14 protein-coding genes are annotated in these 16,393 nt (G+C 58.7%); 10 read left to right on the forward strand and 4 right to left on the reverse strand.

Annotated elements, in window-relative coordinates:
• Window positions 1-279 precede the first annotated feature (279 nt).
• The 8 genes from NG895_RS15565 to NG895_RS15600 all read left to right on the forward strand — a co-directional run bounded on the left by NG895_RS15565 (window position 280) and on the right by NG895_RS15600 (window position 8,205).
• Window positions 280-510, forward strand: a complete 231-nt coding sequence (locus tag NG895_RS15565; protein ID WP_252853445.1) for a glutaredoxin family protein — start codon at window positions 280-282, stop codon at window positions 508-510.
• Between the two features lie 66 nt (window positions 511-576).
• Window positions 577-1,698, forward strand: coding sequence for a glycine oxidase ThiO (gene thiO / locus NG895_RS15570; RefSeq protein WP_252853659.1), 1,122 nt, complete (start codon window positions 577-579; stop codon window positions 1,696-1,698).
• Window positions 1,695-2,966, forward strand: a complete 1,272-nt coding sequence (locus NG895_RS15575; protein WP_252853446.1) for a nickel-dependent putative hexonate epimerase — start codon at window positions 1,695-1,697, stop codon at window positions 2,964-2,966. Before thiO ends, NG895_RS15575 begins: the two co-directional genes overlap by 4 nt.
• 192 nt (window positions 2,967-3,158) lie before the next feature.
• Window positions 3,159-4,796, forward strand: a complete 1,638-nt coding sequence (locus NG895_RS15580) for a DASS family sodium-coupled anion symporter (RefSeq protein ID WP_252853447.1) — start codon at window positions 3,159-3,161, stop codon at window positions 4,794-4,796.
• 157 nt (window positions 4,797-4,953) lie between these two features.
• Window positions 4,954-5,496, forward strand: a complete 543-nt coding sequence (locus NG895_RS15585; protein ID WP_252853448.1) for a hypothetical protein — start codon at window positions 4,954-4,956, stop codon at window positions 5,494-5,496.
• Window positions 5,497-5,812: 316 nt separating this feature from the next.
• Window positions 5,813-6,460: a hypothetical protein gene (locus NG895_RS15590; protein ID WP_252853449.1), complete on the forward strand. Its 648-nt coding sequence runs from the start codon at window positions 5,813-5,815 to the stop codon at window positions 6,458-6,460.
• Window positions 6,461-6,519: 59 nt separating this feature from the next.
• Window positions 6,520-7,698: a pilus assembly protein TadG-related protein gene (locus NG895_RS15595; RefSeq protein ID WP_252853450.1), complete on the forward strand. Its 1,179-nt coding sequence runs from the start codon at window positions 6,520-6,522 to the stop codon at window positions 7,696-7,698.
• 99 nt (window positions 7,699-7,797) lie between these two features.
• Entirely contained in the window at window positions 7,798-8,205 is a 408-nt protein-coding gene (locus tag NG895_RS15600; RefSeq protein WP_252853451.1) for a TadE/TadG family type IV pilus assembly protein, read from the forward strand.
• A 20-nt stretch (window positions 8,206-8,225) separates the two neighbouring features.
• On the opposite strand, the gene NG895_RS15605 is transcribed toward NG895_RS15600, so the two are convergent.
• Window positions 8,226-8,930: a low molecular weight phosphatase family protein gene (locus tag NG895_RS15605; RefSeq protein WP_252853452.1), complete on the reverse strand. Its 705-nt coding sequence runs from the start codon at window positions 8,928-8,930 to the stop codon at window positions 8,226-8,228.
• Between the two features lie 226 nt (window positions 8,931-9,156).
• Between NG895_RS15605 and NG895_RS15610 the strand changes: the two genes are divergently transcribed.
• Both NG895_RS15610 and NG895_RS15615 read left to right on the forward strand, forming a co-directional pair.
• A complete protein-coding gene (locus NG895_RS15610) occupies window positions 9,157-10,719 on the forward strand; it encodes a sialate O-acetylesterase (protein ID WP_252853453.1) in 1,563 nt (520 codons plus the stop codon).
• Between the two features lie 373 nt (window positions 10,720-11,092).
• Window positions 11,093-12,211, forward strand: a complete 1,119-nt coding sequence (locus NG895_RS15615; protein ID WP_252853454.1) for an EAL domain-containing protein — start codon at window positions 11,093-11,095, stop codon at window positions 12,209-12,211.
• Window positions 12,212-12,244: 33 nt separating this feature from the next.
• Here the strand turns inward: NG895_RS15615 and NG895_RS15620 are convergent, their stop codons facing one another.
• The 3 genes from NG895_RS15620 to NG895_RS15630 all read right to left on the reverse strand — a co-directional run bounded on the left by NG895_RS15620 (window position 12,245) and on the right by NG895_RS15630 (window position 16,220).
• A complete protein-coding gene (locus NG895_RS15620; RefSeq protein ID WP_252853455.1) occupies window positions 12,245-12,607 on the reverse strand; it encodes an STAS domain-containing protein in 363 nt (120 codons plus the stop codon).
• Between the two features lie 209 nt (window positions 12,608-12,816).
• Window positions 12,817-14,271, reverse strand: coding sequence for a DUF1501 domain-containing protein (locus NG895_RS15625; protein WP_252853456.1), 1,455 nt, complete (start codon window positions 14,269-14,271; stop codon window positions 12,817-12,819).
• A gap of 17 nt (window positions 14,272-14,288) precedes the next feature.
• Window positions 14,289-16,220, reverse strand: coding sequence for a PSD1 and planctomycete cytochrome C domain-containing protein (locus NG895_RS15630; RefSeq protein WP_252853457.1), 1,932 nt, complete (start codon window positions 16,218-16,220; stop codon window positions 14,289-14,291).
• Window positions 16,221-16,393: the final 173 nt, after the last annotated feature.

A 16,393-nucleotide genomic window follows, 5' to 3' on the forward strand; every position in this document is an offset into this window, starting at 1 on the left:
CCATGCTCGCTGGATGGGTCCCGCGGATTCCATTCAAGCGTTCTCGACCACGAGGTCAGAGGAGGGCGAGCTGGGCAGCTGGCTGTCCGCCGGCTGAGGGGGGGGTGGGGGCTGGTTGCCCCTCCAATTCCATCGTAGGCTGGCTGCCTGGACCCCGGCAAATAGATTCTCCAAGTCTGCATCTGGCCGTACCTTACGAGCTGGACAACTTGCCGGTCGTGCCGTCGAGACGGGCCAAGAACCCCTCCGTCGAGGGGGTGCCTCCCAGCTGAGATTTCCATGAAATTCGAGCTCTACACTCGTGATGGTTGTCACCTCTGTGACGATGCACACCAATTGTTACGATCGCACGGCATCGAGCCGACGCTCACCGATATCGATGAGCGCCCCGAGCTGCTCGCAAAGTACAACACCTGCGTGCCAGTGGTGGTGGTGGATGGCAAGGTTCGCTTTCGAGGCAGGATCGATCCGGTACTGCTCGAACGCTTGCTCCAAAAAAACGGCGGATGAGCCACCTCTTGCTCCTCATTTCTCTACTACGCCCCCGCCCCTCGCTCGACGACTGCCGTGACCGCAATGCTGCCTAACTCGTGTGAGGTTCTCGTCATCGGTGGTGGCGTGGTTGGATTGTCGATTGCCTACGAACTCGCGGTTCGCGAGGCGGGCTCGGATATAGTCGTCGTCGATCGGCAAACTCCGGGACAGGAGGCGTCCTGGGCGGGAGCCGGAATCCTCCCGCCTGGTTCCTGGTACGACGACCACCCGGCGCTAGAACAACTGGCAGCGATCTCGGGAAAGATGAACGCCGAATGGACCCAGCGACTTGCCGAAACAACCGGTATCGATAATCAACTGACCACCTTGGGCGCACTGCATCTGGCCAACACCACAGCCCAACACTCACGCCTATCGGCCAAGTTTTCCCACTGGAGAACCCTGGGTATCAGGGTCGAAAGCGTCGAACTCGATCAAATCGACGACCTCGAACCGAATTTGAACACCGACGGTGCCTTGGCAGCCTTCCACGTACCGGGGGAAGCGAGCATCCACAACCGCCAACACTGTCAGGCGCTGGTCGCGGCTTGCGAGTCGTTGGGTGTAAGGATTTGCCACCCTGCGGAAGTGCAGCAAATAGTGCGGACTGGCAATCATGCAGAACAGGTGGAGACCTCGGCTGGATCGATCTCCGTCGGGCATGTGATTCTGGCCGCCGGGGCCTGGAGTCCAGTCGTCGCGGAGTCGCTGGACTTGCGGATATCGGTTCGTCCGGTGCGGGGGCAGATGCTCTCGTTCGGTCCTCTCGAGCAACTACCGCTGCGCGGCATTGTGCATCGGGGCGACCAATATATGGTGCCGCGAGTGGATGGTCGTTTGTTGGTCGGCTCCACCGTTGAGGAAGCGGGCTTCGAGAAATGCACCACGGCAACCGGCACCGGCTCGCTGGAGGAATTTGCCCGCCAGCTGGTGCCCGAACTGCAACAACAGGCAATTTCCGACCGCTGGGCCGGTTTGCGGCCGGCTTCGGAAGATGGGTTGCCCTATATTGGCAGGGTACCTGGAGTGCATAATACGATTGTCGCGGCGGGGCACTACCGCTCGGGCCTGCAAATGGCCAGCGGCACCGCCGCCGCGGTTGCTGACCTCATTACGGGGGAAACTCCCCAACTCCGTCTCGAACCTTTTCGCCTGAACCGATGACGCTCTACTACGCCGCTGGCGGTGCCGATACCGAACTGACTCCCGAAGACTGCCGCGCGGCCCTGAGCGACTTGATGCAGCAGCTCGGCAATCGCCAGCGGGTGCTGGCTCTGCCGCCGGACTACACGCGACTCGACAGCCAGGCGGGCATGCTCACCTGCTTGGTACATGAGCTATGGGGCGAACGGCTCACCGATGTGCTTCCCGCGCTCGGTACGCACGACCCGATGTCCGACGAGCAGTTGACCAGCATGTTCCCGTCGGTGCCGAAAGACTTGTTCCGCCCCCATCGCTGGCGGACCGAAGTCGATGAGATCGGCCGGGTGCCCGCCGACTTTGTCGCCGAAGTGACCGAAGGCATCTACGATAAGGAATGGCCGGTCGAGGTCAACAAGATGCTCTCGGCCCGGCAACACGATTTGGTCCTTTCGATCGGTCAGGTGGTTCCCCACGAAGTGATTGGCATGGCCAATTACAACAAGAACATCTTCGTCGGCACCGGTGGTAAGGCGGGCATCAACGAAAGTCACTTTATTGGTGCGGCCTACGGCATGGAACGCATGATGGGTGTGGCCGACACCCCGCTGCGCCGAATCCTGAACTACGCCCAGGATACTTTTTGTGCGGACTGGCCACTGGTCTACGTACTGACCGTGGTCGGCGACAACCACCGTGGCGGCCTCGCCCTGCGGGGTCTGTTTATCGGCGACGACGTCGAGTGCTTCCACCGGGCAGCCGAGTTGTCGGTGCAGGTGAACTTCACCGTGCTGGAAGAACCGCCGAAGAAGTTTGTCGTGTGGCTCGACGAACAGAAGTTCCATAGCACTTGGCTCGGCAACAAGGCCATCTATCGCACCAGAATGGCCATCGCCGACGAGGGCGAGTTGGTGGTACTGGGGCCAGGAGTCAAAATGTTCGGCGAGGATCGAGAGATCGACCGTTTGATCTACAAGTACGGCTATCGCACCACACCCGAGATCATGCAAGCGGTCGAGCAAAATGCCGACCTGCGTAAGAACCTGGGGGCTGCGGCCCATCTGATCCACGGTTCGCCCGAGAATCGTTTCCGCGTGACCTACTGTCCAGGCGGGCTCACGAAGGAAGAAATTGAAGCCGTCGGCTACGAATATGGCGACCTGGACCAGATGCTAGAGAAGTACAACCCCCAAAAGCTGCACGCCGGACCGAACGAAGTGGATGGCGAGCACGTCTACTTCATTCCCAAACCAGCCTTGGGACTGTGGGCCAGCGCGGACCGAGTGCCATAGTGCATCGCTGAAGCACAGACACCGATGCGGCGGATCGCTCCGCCTGTTTCTTACAGGTGAAGGGCCTCAAGCCAGCAATTGACCAAATACCTGATGCTGGTTGACAAGCTGAGCCAGCAGGTTACCTTTGCACGTTTGTGCGGGCGAACGACTCGTCCGTAGCTGACGCTCCTCCTCAACGTTACACATCGCATGGCGGAAGAACTGTGCACCGTCGCCAAGGAAGTGCCTTTGGATTGGCGTCGCCTGCTGGTATGTGTACTGGTTGGCCTGTTGCTGTGGCTTTGCCCACCGCCCTCGGGGCTCGCCCCCGAGGCCTGGCACGTCTTTGCCGTGTTTGCCGCGACGATTGTCAGTTTTCTGCTGCGGCCGCTGCCCATGGGGCTTTGTGTGCTAATTGGACTGCTGGTTTTGTCCGGAACCGGCACGACCGCCAATTCGGCAATGGACGACTGGCTGGCCGCACGCAACCTCGACAAGGCGGATTTGCACTCCATCGAGCGTTCGGAAACCGCGCCTCAAATGCTGGTCGAGTACTCGCCCACCTATGACGAGACAATCACGGTCTATGAAGAGATTGCAGACAAGCCATTCCGCGACAGGGTGAAAGAGTCGCTTGCCTCGCTCCTAGGTGGATTTGGCGACACCACCGTATGGCTGGTGGTAGCTGCTTTTTTCATATCGGGGGGAATGATGGAGTCGGGCCTTGGTCGGCGCATTGCCCTGATGATGGTCGCCGCGTTGGGAAAGACCACCCTGGGCCTCGGATACGCCATTGCCGCGGCAGAGTTGCTGCTCGCACCGTTCATTCCATCGAACACCGCCCGAGGTGGTGGTTTGATGATGCCAATTGTCAACGCGATCAACGAAGTGCTGGGCTCGGACGCCAAGAAGTCGCCTCGACGCGTGGGCGAGTATCTCATCCTGTGCGGTGCCCATCTGAACCTCGTCACGGCAGCCATGTTCCTGACCGGCATGGCGGCCAATCCCCTGGTGAGCAAGGCGGCAGGCGACATCCTGGACGTCGAATTCGGCTGGGGTACGTGGCTCAAGGGAAGCATTGTGCCGGGGCTCGCCAGCCTGGCCCTCATACCCTGGGCGCTGTATCGCATTGCGAGGCCCGAGCTCACCGATGCCCACGAAGCACAAGAGGCAATACGGGCCGAACTCAAAGGAATGGGCTATTGGACTATCCAGCAATTCACCATGGCTTGCGTGCTGCTGGCCATGTTGCTGTTGTGGGCTACGGGCCCTCTTCAAGATTGGCTGCTGGGTACCAAACTACAAACCACCTGGGTCGCGATCAGCGGAGTCGTGGCGATGGCCATCAGCGGTGTCTTGCCCTACCACAAGATCACTGGCAACGCCGCTGCTTGGGACACGCTGCTATGGCTGGGCGGCCTGGTTGCCATGGCCGATGCCCTGAAACGAACGCAATTTGTCGACTGGTTCGCCGAGCGAGTGCAGCTGGAGGTCTTTGGAGACACCACCGGCCTCACGGCCGCGGTGGTGTTGGCCCTGATTTACTTCTATTCGATGTACGCCTTCAGCATGCTTACCGGCCACATCCTGGCGCTGGCCGGCGTCTTCTTCACGGTGGCCGCCGCGGTCGGAACGCCACCAATGGTGATGATTGCCCTGATCGCCTACTTCAGCAACCTTTGCGGCTGCACGACAAACTACTCCACTGGGCCAGTCGTCATCTACTACGGCCTGGGCTACGTACCCGTAAAGCGATGGTTTTGGATCGGCTTCGTCGTATCGCTATTGCACCTGATGGTATGGCTAGGCCTCGGGCTCCTCTGGTGGAAATTGCTGGGTTGGTGGTGATCGCAGTGCCGGCGACTATGGACCGACTGATCGATACCACCTGCATGTTCAGTACCACCTGATGTCTCAGGGGCACTTCAAGTATTCGTGAGCTAGGTTTGACTTGGTAAATCGACTCTACCCGCATCTCAAACTCCCGCGCTAGCTGAGGATACTCATGAGCAAGCACCAACGTCGCCATTATTTTGTAGACCGACAGGTTCAGGGTCGACTCCTCCGACAACTGGTCAACTGCTGGGCGATCAGCCTGTTGATCGCAGGCGGTCTGATGTTAGCGGGCTGGATTTTCGTCTCGCCAGGCATCAGCGGATTCGTTGGTCCTAATTCTTTCATGACGAAGATCCTGCCTATGGCGCTGGTAGGCGTGGTTGCATCGGCTCTGGCCCTGCCAGTCATGTTGTGGAGCATGGTCCGAGTGACCCATCGCTTCGTGGGACCAATAGTTCGGTTTAAGAAGCATCTGCGCAAGGCGGCCGAAAGCGGTCAACTGGCCCCTTTGCACTTCCGTGACGAAGACGACTGGCACGAACTGGCCGAGGCATACAACGAACTGGTGTTGCGCATCCAGGCCGAACGCGTTGGATCTCCCCAGCCGGGAAGTGCTCCACAATCCGCCCCCGTGGCCACAGACGATTCGACTGCATGCATCGCAGCGATGGAAGCTGGCGAAAAGGAACTTGCTGGATCCCCATCTCCGTAATAGCGAACTCGCGGATCTCAGCTCGACCTCCAACCGCAACAAGGTGCGCGCTTGCGTACCTTGTTGCTTTTTGTATACACCATGCAAAGACACCATCTTCGGTTCCTCGCATACTTTTCGCTTTTCGGGACTTGCGGAAGCCAGCAAGCCAGTAGCGAACTATGCTTTACTTTGGGTAGCGAGTAAGGTCCCTTATTGCTGCCTATCCTGGTGCACCTTCGGTACACCGCTTGTCATTTCCCACATCTCCTCGTGCGTCGCAACGAACGACCAGATCGTTGCCCCGCTCGATCCAGCTAGTCAGGAGGCCGGATCCATGAACGCCAAGAACATTCGGTGGACGTTATGCTGCGTAACATTCACGTCAGCTTTGCTTGCCACCACCCAGTTGACCCGCGCCGACTCGAACGATGTAGTCTACATCGAAGAACACTGGGAACTTACAGTGGGTGGACCGGAAATCGATCGATGCGCCCCGCAAGTATCATTGGTCATGTCTCCGACGGGCGATATGGAAGGTTTGCACTTTGTGTTCCTGCTGAATCACACGACGTTCCCCGACTTCGAGCCGGGTGGCCTGCAGATGCAGTGCTGGTACGGCGATTCGCTGGTGTATACCCGAAACTCTTCGAAGTCTGGAATTCTGTCTTACGACAATGAAACGATTCGTTGGGTACAGAAGCTGAGAATTGACAATGGCAAAGTTGAATTCGATGTCGACGACGGCGTATCGCAGTCATGGGGTAATTTCGGCAGCGGCGATGGACTGATCATGAACACCGGCTACAACATGATTCGGCTGAACAGCTATCAGCCCAGTGTGTCCATCAACGAGTCGGGCATTACTTTCGCGGGCAATCGTGTTTCGTCCTTGGTGTTGACCAAACTCGTTTGGAAGACAGCCGACGGAACAACGTCTCAACTCGTTGCCCCTATTGATATCGATACCGACATCGATCCCTGATCTATCGCAATTCGCGTCAAACAGCCATCCAGCACAATCCCCTATCAGGGTGAACGGCCATGAAACTATTCGAAACTAAAGTCAAACGTCGCCTATCGCGCCGCGATCGCCGCGGTGCGCTGACCATCCTGTCCGCCGTATTGTGCATCGTCCTGTTGGGAATGGTGGCCTTCGCGGTGGACATCGGTTACATCCTTTCGTCGAAAGAAGAAATTCAGCGAACCGCGGATGCCTCTGCCCTGGCTGCAACCTGGGAATTTGCCGATCGCATCAGCGAGGGTTACAGTCCCTCTGAAGCCTTGACTTACGCCCGCACGGAGGGTTGCCGGTACGCCAATGCCAACGAGGTTGGTAATCTCGGACTAGCCATCGACACTAATCTGTCGAATGCGCCCGAAGGCGACATGGTGTTTGGGTACATCAACGACTTCTCCGACCCCAATGCGCCCTTCGACACGCTGAGCACCGACCGTTTCAACGCGGTGCGAGTGAAGGTCCGCCGCGACGAGACGCTCAACGGAAGCCTGCCGCTGTTCTTTGCACGAATCTTCGGCATTGACAAGCAGTCGGTATCCGCCCAGGCGACGGCCGCTCTGGCTCGCGATGTAAGTGGGTTCCAGACTCCCTCGGACGGCAGCAATCTGGAGATCCTGCCCATCACGTTGGACTACGACACATGGATGGCCTGGAAGGCCTGCACCTACGGCACCGACGATTTTGGCTACAACGAAGACAGCGGCGTCGTCTCAGCTGGCGGTGATGGCGAATTGGAAGTGAACCTGTATCCCATTGGCAACGGTTCGCCCGGCAATCGTGGTATGGTCGATATCGGCAGCAACAACAACAGTACCAGTGATATTGCCCGCCAAATCCTGCACGGAATATCGCCTGAGGATATGGCCCATCATGGCGATCGCCTCGAATTTGACGATTATGGCAAACTCTACCTCAACGGCGACACTGGCATCAGCGCCGGCGTGAAGGACGAACTGGCTTACATCATTGGTGAACCGCGCATCATTCCAATCTTTGAAGAAGTAAATGGACCGGGCAACAATGCGATCTATACTATTGTGGCTTGGCAGGGCGTCCGCATTATGGATGTAAAACTGACAGGCCCCATGAGCAAGAAACACGTCACTATTCAAATGGCGCCCGCGTGCGTCCGCGGAGTGATTCCCGCGACGACGACCGGCGGCAGCAGCGACGTGTTCTCGCCGGTGATCCTAATCGAGTAAGCATTGGATTGCTCACCCCCGGAGATTGCATCGATGCACCGCCGTTCGACCCAAAGATCCGAGACTTCCGCGACCACCCGCAAGACTCACAGATCACCCTTGCGACGCCGACACCGAGCTCTTCGCAGCGGTGTGGCGGCGGTCGAATTCGCCATTGTGGCCCCCGTGTTCTTTCTGCTGGTGATTGGGTTTGTTGAACTCGGTCGCGGCCTGATGGTACAGCAAGTACTGACCAACGCATCGCGCGTGGGTGTTCGCGAAGCCATTGGCCTTCACAGCACGCAGTCGGAAGCTGAAGCTGTGGCTAGCGACTATGCCGACGGCTGCTCGGTATCGGGAGTCGTCGTCAATGTAACGCCTGATCCGGCGACCGCTTCGGCTGGAACCGAGATCACGGTAACCGTGTCGATACCTTACGCGGACGTATCGTGGGTACCCTCGCCCTGGTTCATGGGGGGATCGACCCTGGAAGCCACCTCGACCATGCGGAAGGAAGGTTTCGAGTAGGTGCCTACCCGTAGACGCGCCTACTCCGATCCGAGCTTTCGCTTGACGCAGGCGAATAGGTAGAACATCTCTGAACCAATCTGGCGGCATCGCTCGTCGTACGTCGCCGACTCGTTGGCGGTGCCGTCGGATACTTTAGGGTCGATATAATGTAGCGCGACCCGCACCGCGGCGCCATCGACCACGGGGCAACTCTCGTCCGCGTCGGCACAACACATCATGGCCGCAAACTGTTCCAAGGCATCCGGCTGATCCGAGTAGACCTTTGAGTTCAGTCGCAGGGCAGGGCGGTCTTCGGCATATTGTGCCAGGTACAGGGGGTTGTCGTCGCCTGTGGTCGCTACGACCTGAAGCCCCGCCCGGCGAAACGCCTGCACGGTCCGCAAGTTACATGCCGTAGTTTCTGTGCCGCCGGAGTAAGTACGGACGTTGTCCAGCCCATGGTAGTCGGCAGCTACCTTGGCCCACACCTGACCGAATTGACTACGCCGGGAATTGTGCGTGCAGATGAAGATCAAATTAGCGGGCTTGCCCTGTTCGAGCTGATGCACGACATAGTCAGCCGCCTCGTCCAGCAACGCGCGACGCTCGGGGGAGAGAGTTTTTGACTCGGAATCCAGCAACTCAACGGTAGGCTGCGCCGCCTCAAGCCATTGTGGCGTCTCGCCGCAAGCCATCTCTGCCGCAGTCATGACCATCAGTCCCCAAAGTAGTTTTCGATGCATGTTCAACTCCAAACCCGGGCGTTTGTCGCCAGCTGACGGATTATACCCAGCGCGGAGTGCCGCGCTCAAGCAGATATACAGGTACTGAAGTTGGCTTGACGCCGGCAGTCCCGTCACTCGGCGGTAAGGAACGAGCAAATGTTGAAGCTGACAGAGCCAGCGCTTATATTCTGAGATCTCAACCGCTGTTGACCATTCCCTTCCCCCTAAGGCGGAGACCAGCTCGATGATGAAGCTAAAGACAGCCTGGTGCGCTGCAGTCCTACTCGCAGCAATTACCACCACCGCACACGCTGAGTTGCGATTGCCATCACTATTCAGCGATCACATGGTTTTGCAACGCGAGATGAAGGTGCCAGTGTGGGGATGGGCGGACCCTGGGGCGGAAGTCGCCGTGGTGTTTGGTGACCAGACCAAAACGACTACTGCCGACGACCAAGGTCAATGGCGAGTGGAGCTCGAGCCCTTGTCCATCGGCGAACCTCGTTCGCTGGTCGTCGAGAGCAAGGACGATCGTCTGGAAGTCTCCGACGTACTGGTGGGAGACGTCTGGATCTGCTCGGGACAGTCCAACATGGAGTGGCCCATCGAAAGATCCAGCAGTCGTGACCTTGAAGTATTGGGCGAGGGGAATCCCGACATCCGCCTGCTCACGATCCATGGGCCGGGAGAACAGACTCCGGCAGAGGATATCGACGGCGCTTGGGAAGAGTGCAAACCAGGTACGCTCCGCAGTTTCTCGGCGGTTGGCTACTACTTCGGCAAACGCATCCATCAAGCTACCGGAGTTCCTATCGGATTGATCGACAACTCGTGGGGTGGTTCGTCATGCGAGGCATGGTTGCCACTCGATAAGCTATCGGACGAACAATTGTACGGTCCGCTGCTCGACCGGTGGGAGGAAATGGCTGCCCAAAACGACGAGGCGGCCCTCAGGAAGGAGTTTGCCAAGGTCCACGACGCGTGGAAAGAGAAGATGCGTGCAGCGGTCAAAGCAGGAGAACCTATCCCCGGTTCGCCACGACCTTCGCACAGTTTGCTCACACAGAATCGTCCGGCAAACCTGTACAATTCGCGAGTAGCCCCCCTCACTTCGTTCCCCATTTGCGGCGTCATCTGGTACCAAGGTGAATCGAATGCCGGTCGGGCCGAACAGTATCGCGACATGTTTCCGCTGATGATCGAAACCTGGCGAGAAGCATGGGGACAAGGCGACTTCCCGTTTTACTGGGTACAATTGGCCGACTTCCGCGACGAGAAGCCGAATCCTGAACAGAGCGATTGGGCCGAGCTGCGTGAGGCTCAAACCATGGCCCTCGATCGCCTACCCAACTCGGGCGAGGCAGTGATCATCGATGTCGGCGAGGGCAAGGACATCCACCCGAAGGACAAGCAGTCGGTCGGCGATCGCCTGGCTCGCCACGCCCTGGCCAATCAGTATGGAATCGACATTGCCCACAAGAGTCCACGCCTGGAATCGTTCGAAGTGAAGGATGGAAAGATCGTCTTGACGTTCGACCATTGCCGCTCGCTCACGACCTTCGACACCCGCGAACTCCAGGGCTTCGCCATCGCTGGTAGCGACAAGCACTTCGTCTGGGCGGAGGCCAAGATCAACGACGACAACAAGCGGCAAATCATCGTCTCCAGTCCCGAGGTGCCCGAACCGGTGGCCGTCCGCTACGCCTGGGCCGACAATCCCGTGTGCAACGTTTACTCGGCCAGTGGACTGCCCCTCACGCCGTTTCGCACCGACGATTGGCCAGGCGTAACCACCGGCAAGCGGTAGCCGCGTTGCCACAAGCTGGTTCGGCGGATGAATCGCTTGGAGCGATCACAGGGGTGGTACGCTTACTGCCGTGTACTGCTGCGCTTTCAGTAAACCGAATGGCACGAAACGGTTTGTGCCGGTCATGGGGCAACGTAGCATTGGGTGAACGATCGTCGACCTGAAATATTGTGGAAGCACGCAAACACACGCTCGGCTTCCCGCATCCGCCCATACCATTCGCTACCACCTCACCCAGTACTGCATTCGATTCGCTCTCGGCGGACGAGCCCGATTTACTGGCCAGTCCGACCGCGGCTCCTTGCACTCCATCGACGCATGACCTTTCCTGCATCGCTGGCTAGAGCCGAATCAAATGCAGTGGCACTCACCGATGACCTCCCACCTTCCACGTGATTCCACTTCCTGGAAACTGACCGGCCAGCTCTCCTGCGAAGACCGCGTACGCGAGTTCGAAGTCGACAGCAGTCCGTTTTCCATTGGACGTCGCGCAGAAATGTCGCTCACCATTTCTAGCCCGACAATTTCGAATCACCATGCTGAATTGCTAATCGAAGGCGAGCGACTGCTTGTCCGCGACTGTGGCAGCACGAATGGCACCTTCGTCAATGGCGCCCGCATGCGCAGCAGCTGCGTTATCGATCATGGCGACTTGGTGCAGTTCGCGCAGATTGTGTTTCGCGCGTCGCAGCACGAAGCGTCGGCGCCCCAACCAACGCTGCAGAACGACTTCTCGGATCAAGCCCTGGCGCTGATTCAGTTTGACAGGTTGATAACCGATCGGGCTGTGCTACCCCACTTTCAGCCCATCGACGACAGAACCACCATCGGCTACGAAGTACTTGGACGTAGCAAACTGTATGGGCTTTCCAACCCGCAAATCATGTTCATGGCGGCAGCGGTGTTAAACGCGGAGTCGGAGCTCAGTCGGCTCTTCCGCGTCGAAGGCATTCGCAGCGGACAACTGCTTTCGAACGATCGTCTTCTGTTCGTCAACACGCATCCAGCCGAGATCGTGGACATTGGACTGCTGCACTCTTCGCTGCGCGAACTGCGAGAGATCTCTCCTGACCGCCCAATTGTGCTGGAAATTCACGAAGCCACCGCCACGCAAACCCAAGTGATGCACGAACTGCGTGCCTTGCTGAACGACCTCGATATACAACTGGCTTACGACGACTTTGGGGCGGGCCAGGCGCGACTGGTAGAATTGGTGGACGTTCCGCCCGACTACCTGAAGTTCGACATGCAATTGGTGCAGGGGCTCGCGGATGCTTCTTCCGAACGCCGCAAAATGGTGGAACGCCTGGTTCAGATGACGTGCGATCTGGGTATCAAGCCACTGGCCGAAGGCATTGAGACCGAGGCCGACCATCAGGTCTGCTGCCAGATGGGGTTTGCCCACGCACAGGGTTTTCTTTACGGCAAGCCTGTCCCACCGCGGCACTTTCTCCAGCCGTTAAAGCCGGTTGACTTCTGCAAGCCTGGTTAGATCTGCCCCCCGGCACGAACACCTCGGGCTACGTTAGCCAAACAGACCGCGTTTCAGGAACTTCTTACGCGCGGTGGCTTCGTCCGATTCGATGTCGAACAGCTTATCCAGTCGTGAAATTTTGAATACTTCGCGGATTTCGGGCGAGATACCACTCAGTTTAAGCTTGACCTTAAACTCCTTGCACTTCTTGTGAATCATCACCAGCTTGCCCAGCATGGACGACGACATGAATTGTACCGGCGCGAAGTCGAGAATCACCTTCTCTTCGGTCGACTTGTCTAGCTTGGCAAGCACTTCCTGGGCGGCCTTCTCCAACTGGGCCTCGTCCAGAATCCGCGGATCGGTGAACTGGATCGTGAGGATGCCGTCTTTGGCGTGGGACTGGATGGACATGGTAGTTCCCAAGGAGTGATTGTTCGAGTTCGTGTCGAGTGGTTCGAGCGCTTTCAGTATTGGTGCACTGGTTGGACACCGGTGCGTTGGCTGGCGGCGCGGTGGCTACAGTACGGCACACCAATACACCAGGGCCGAAAGCTCTCCAGAGCGTCCGATACATTGTGCGTGAGGGGGAGCGGTTACGAAAGCCCTGAAATGGGGCTTTTTCAGGCAAACAGGTCGGCGACCGCCTGGCCATTGCCGTCCTCGGTTACGTAGAACGGGCGGCGTTCGATGTCGAACTTCGTCTTCGGGCTGATACCCATGGCCGTCATGATCGTGGCGTGCAGGTCGGTGAGCGCCACCGGATTCTTGGTCACCACGCAGGGCCGCTCGTCGGCGGTCTCGCCGTACACGTAGCCTCGCTTGAATCCGCCCCCAAACAGGGCGACCGAGCTCGCACCAGTGAAGTGGCGGTGCAATCCGTAGTGCTTCATCTCGCCCAGCACGTCCGCCTTGGCGCGAGACTGATCGCGGGCGGTACTGCCCGGCTTGCCTTCGATGATCATATCGCGGCTGAATTCGCTGGCCACGATCACCAGCGTGCGGTCGAGCATGCCGCGGTTCTCCAGGTCGATAATCAACTGGGCGATGGGGCGATCGACCTCCTGCTTCATCCGCTCGGCGGTGACGTGCCCATTCTCATGCGTGTCCCAATGCAGGAACGGCACGTACTCGGTGGTCACCTCGATGAATCGCGCCCCGGCTTCCGCCAGTCGCCGCGCCAGCAAACAGCCGCGACCAAACCGGCCGGTGTTGTACTTTTCGTACTGCTGCTTGGGTTCCAGTGACAGATCGAACGCCTGCTTGTGATCGGAGTTCAGCAAACGGTAGGCCGAGTCGACCGCCCGCACCATCGACTCCTGCTGGTAGTCGCTGGCATACTCGGCGTGCGGACTGGCGGCCACCAACTCCTTGTATCGCTTGTAACGATTCTCAAACCGCCCAGCCGTCATGCCCTCGGGCGGACGGACCGCCAGCATGGCGTCCTCGGGATAAGGCAGGTTGAACGGGCCATACTCCGAGCCGAAGAACCCGGCCGTAGTGAATGCCTTGACCTCTTCCGATTCGCCAATGCCTTCGAGCCGCTGACCGATATTAATAAACGGCGGCATCACCGGGTTCCGCGGACCAAGCATGCGGGCAATCCACGCTCCCAGGTGCGGTGCGGCGACCGTTTGCGGTGGCACATAACCGGTGTGCCAGTGGTATTGATGCCGCGAATGCAGAATGTCGCCCAGGTCGGGCAGCACCACCGAGCGAAGCAGCGTACCGCGGTCCATGATCTGCGACACATGCTCGAGACCTTGGCTGATCTTCAGCCCATCGACCGATGTGTCGATCGCGGGAAACGTGCTGATGATCTTCTCCACTGGCAACCCAAGTTCAAACGGCTGATAGCGTTTGGGATCGAAGGTCTCGGCCGCCGCCATGCCACCAGCCATCCACAGCAAGATGCAACAATCGGCTTTCGCCGGCGGTTGAGTGACCGCCTCCTCCCCATGTGCCAGTCGGGGTTCGCCCAACATCCACGTTGCAGTGCTGGCCGCAGCCAGTGCCTGCAGGAACTCGCGTCGCGAACGTGGCTGAGCTACAGGTGTGTCTTTATGCAAAATTGTCATGTATCACTGCTCCCGTCCTACCGGACGATCTGAAATTCGGGCAACATGATCACCGACCACAACAGGTCTTCGATGCCTTGCTTGTTCGACGGATCCTCTAGAATTTGCCCGGCAATTTGCTGCTCGCGCTCGGTGGGATGGCGAGAAAGTGCGGCCAAATAAAGCTCGTCCACCGCCTCGGCAGGCGATTTCCCCTCGAAGTGTTGCTTCAGGTTGGTCGCGCCTTGGTCCAATGTGCCGACCAACGTCGGGCTGTTGGACAGGTCGAGTGCCTGCAGCGTTGTCAGCAGTGGCGGCCGCGACGATACCACTTGTTCGCGATTCGGCCGTCCGAGCGATCGCATCAACAGGTCGCTCGCCACCAGCGCCGAACGGAAACGTCCGTTGGGACCACGCTGCTCGCCCTCCGTCTTCCCCAGAAATGCTGCTGCTTTTTTGTGCGGGCTTTCGGGTCCGGTACCGGTGATCTGCCACACCGCGTCGACAAACTGTTCGGCCGTCATCCGCTTGGCAACCGGGCCCTGGTACTCGAACTCCCCGGCCACGGGCTGGGCGTCGATGCTGGCCGACTGCGATTGGTACGCCTGGCTGCTGGCGATCAAGCGCAACGTCGCCTGCACATCGTAGTTATGGTCGACCAGGTGCACCGCCAGGTAATCGAGCAAATCTTCGTTCCAGGGCTCGGTGTGCATCGAGTCGGTAGGATGCACAATTCCACGGCCCATCAGCTGGCACCACAGCCGATTGACGATGGTCCGGGCGAAACGGCCGTTTTCGGGGTGCGTGAGCAACAGCGAAAGCTGTTCGAGGCGCTCTTCGCGTGGCAAACTGTCGTCCACTTCGCCAAGTTCGGGAAACAACCACCGGGGCGAGGCGTACTTGCCCGTCGGCTTGTCGCAGCGATGGATTTCCAACTCGTGGTCCGAGAACACGGCCGCCAGATTGTAGGTTTCTTCCAGCGTCCAGCGGTCGATGAAGCTGTCGTGGCACGAGGCGCACTTCAGGTTGATGCCCAAGAACACCTGTGGCACGTTTTGTGCAAATTGAATCTCGCGTGTCTGGCTGGCATTCACTGCGCCACGCCATTTGATGCCGTTGATAAAGCCTACCGATTCGTCGGTGGGCGACACCAACTCGCGAGCAAACTCGTCGTAAGGCTTGTTCTCCATCAACGAACGATACAACCAGGCGCCAATCTCCTTGCGGCCCCCATCCACGTACCCGGTGCCCTGATAGTCGTTTCGCAGCAAGTCGTTCCAGAAGGTCATCCAGTGCTGAGCATAGGCGGTACGATCGGCCAAGAGCTTGTCGATCAGTCGTTCGCGTTTGTCGGGCGCGCTATCCGCCACGAACTCCGTTACATCGGTCGGCGCGGGCAACAGTCCCACCAAATCGAGTGACACCCGGCGGTAGAATGCGGCGTCGTCCAACTCGCCCGTTTGCTTCACGCCCGAGGCGGCCAGATGCGCATCGATGATGCGATCGACCGGGTTGTCCCGTCCTGCAACCGCTGGCGGCAACTCAGGACGCCGCGGCGCAAGGGGTGGTTCGTACGTATTCTCCGCGAACGAAAAACCAGGCTCCCACGGCAATTGCTGGTCGATCCACCTCCCAACCAGGGCCACCGATTTCGCAGGCACGCGTGGCTTGCCTGCCGGCGGCATCTGAATGTCCTTATCCTGCGTGGTGATCAACTCCATCAGGTACGAATCGCTGCTGTCTCCCGCGGTCACCACACCGGCGTCCAGCAATAACTCCCGATTGTTGATCGAAAACCCACCCTCCGCCTGATCACCAGCATGACACTCCGCACAATGTTGCTGGAGCAATGGCACAATCTGGTGCGCAAAATCGATGGGTGGAGTTGCTCTCTCCGCTGCCATGCCAAAGCGGGCGGCCAACAAGAAAACAAGCGATAGAGTCACGCCACGAGATAACAAGCTGAGCATACGGTCGCCTGACAGCGGGGAAGGGGGGACATCGCATCTGTTGCCATTCTAACAAATGATGGCCATCATATCACTGTTTGAGATCCAGAAGTCGGCAAACCTGGAGTACTAAACAGCACATTTCGGCCAGTCGGCCACTGCTGTGGATACGGAGTTGCAACCACTGCTTTTGC

It is taken from the genome of Aeoliella straminimaris (assembly GCF_024054565.1).
GTDB lineage: Bacteria > Planctomycetota > Planctomycetia > Pirellulales > Lacipirellulaceae > Aeoliella > Aeoliella straminimaris.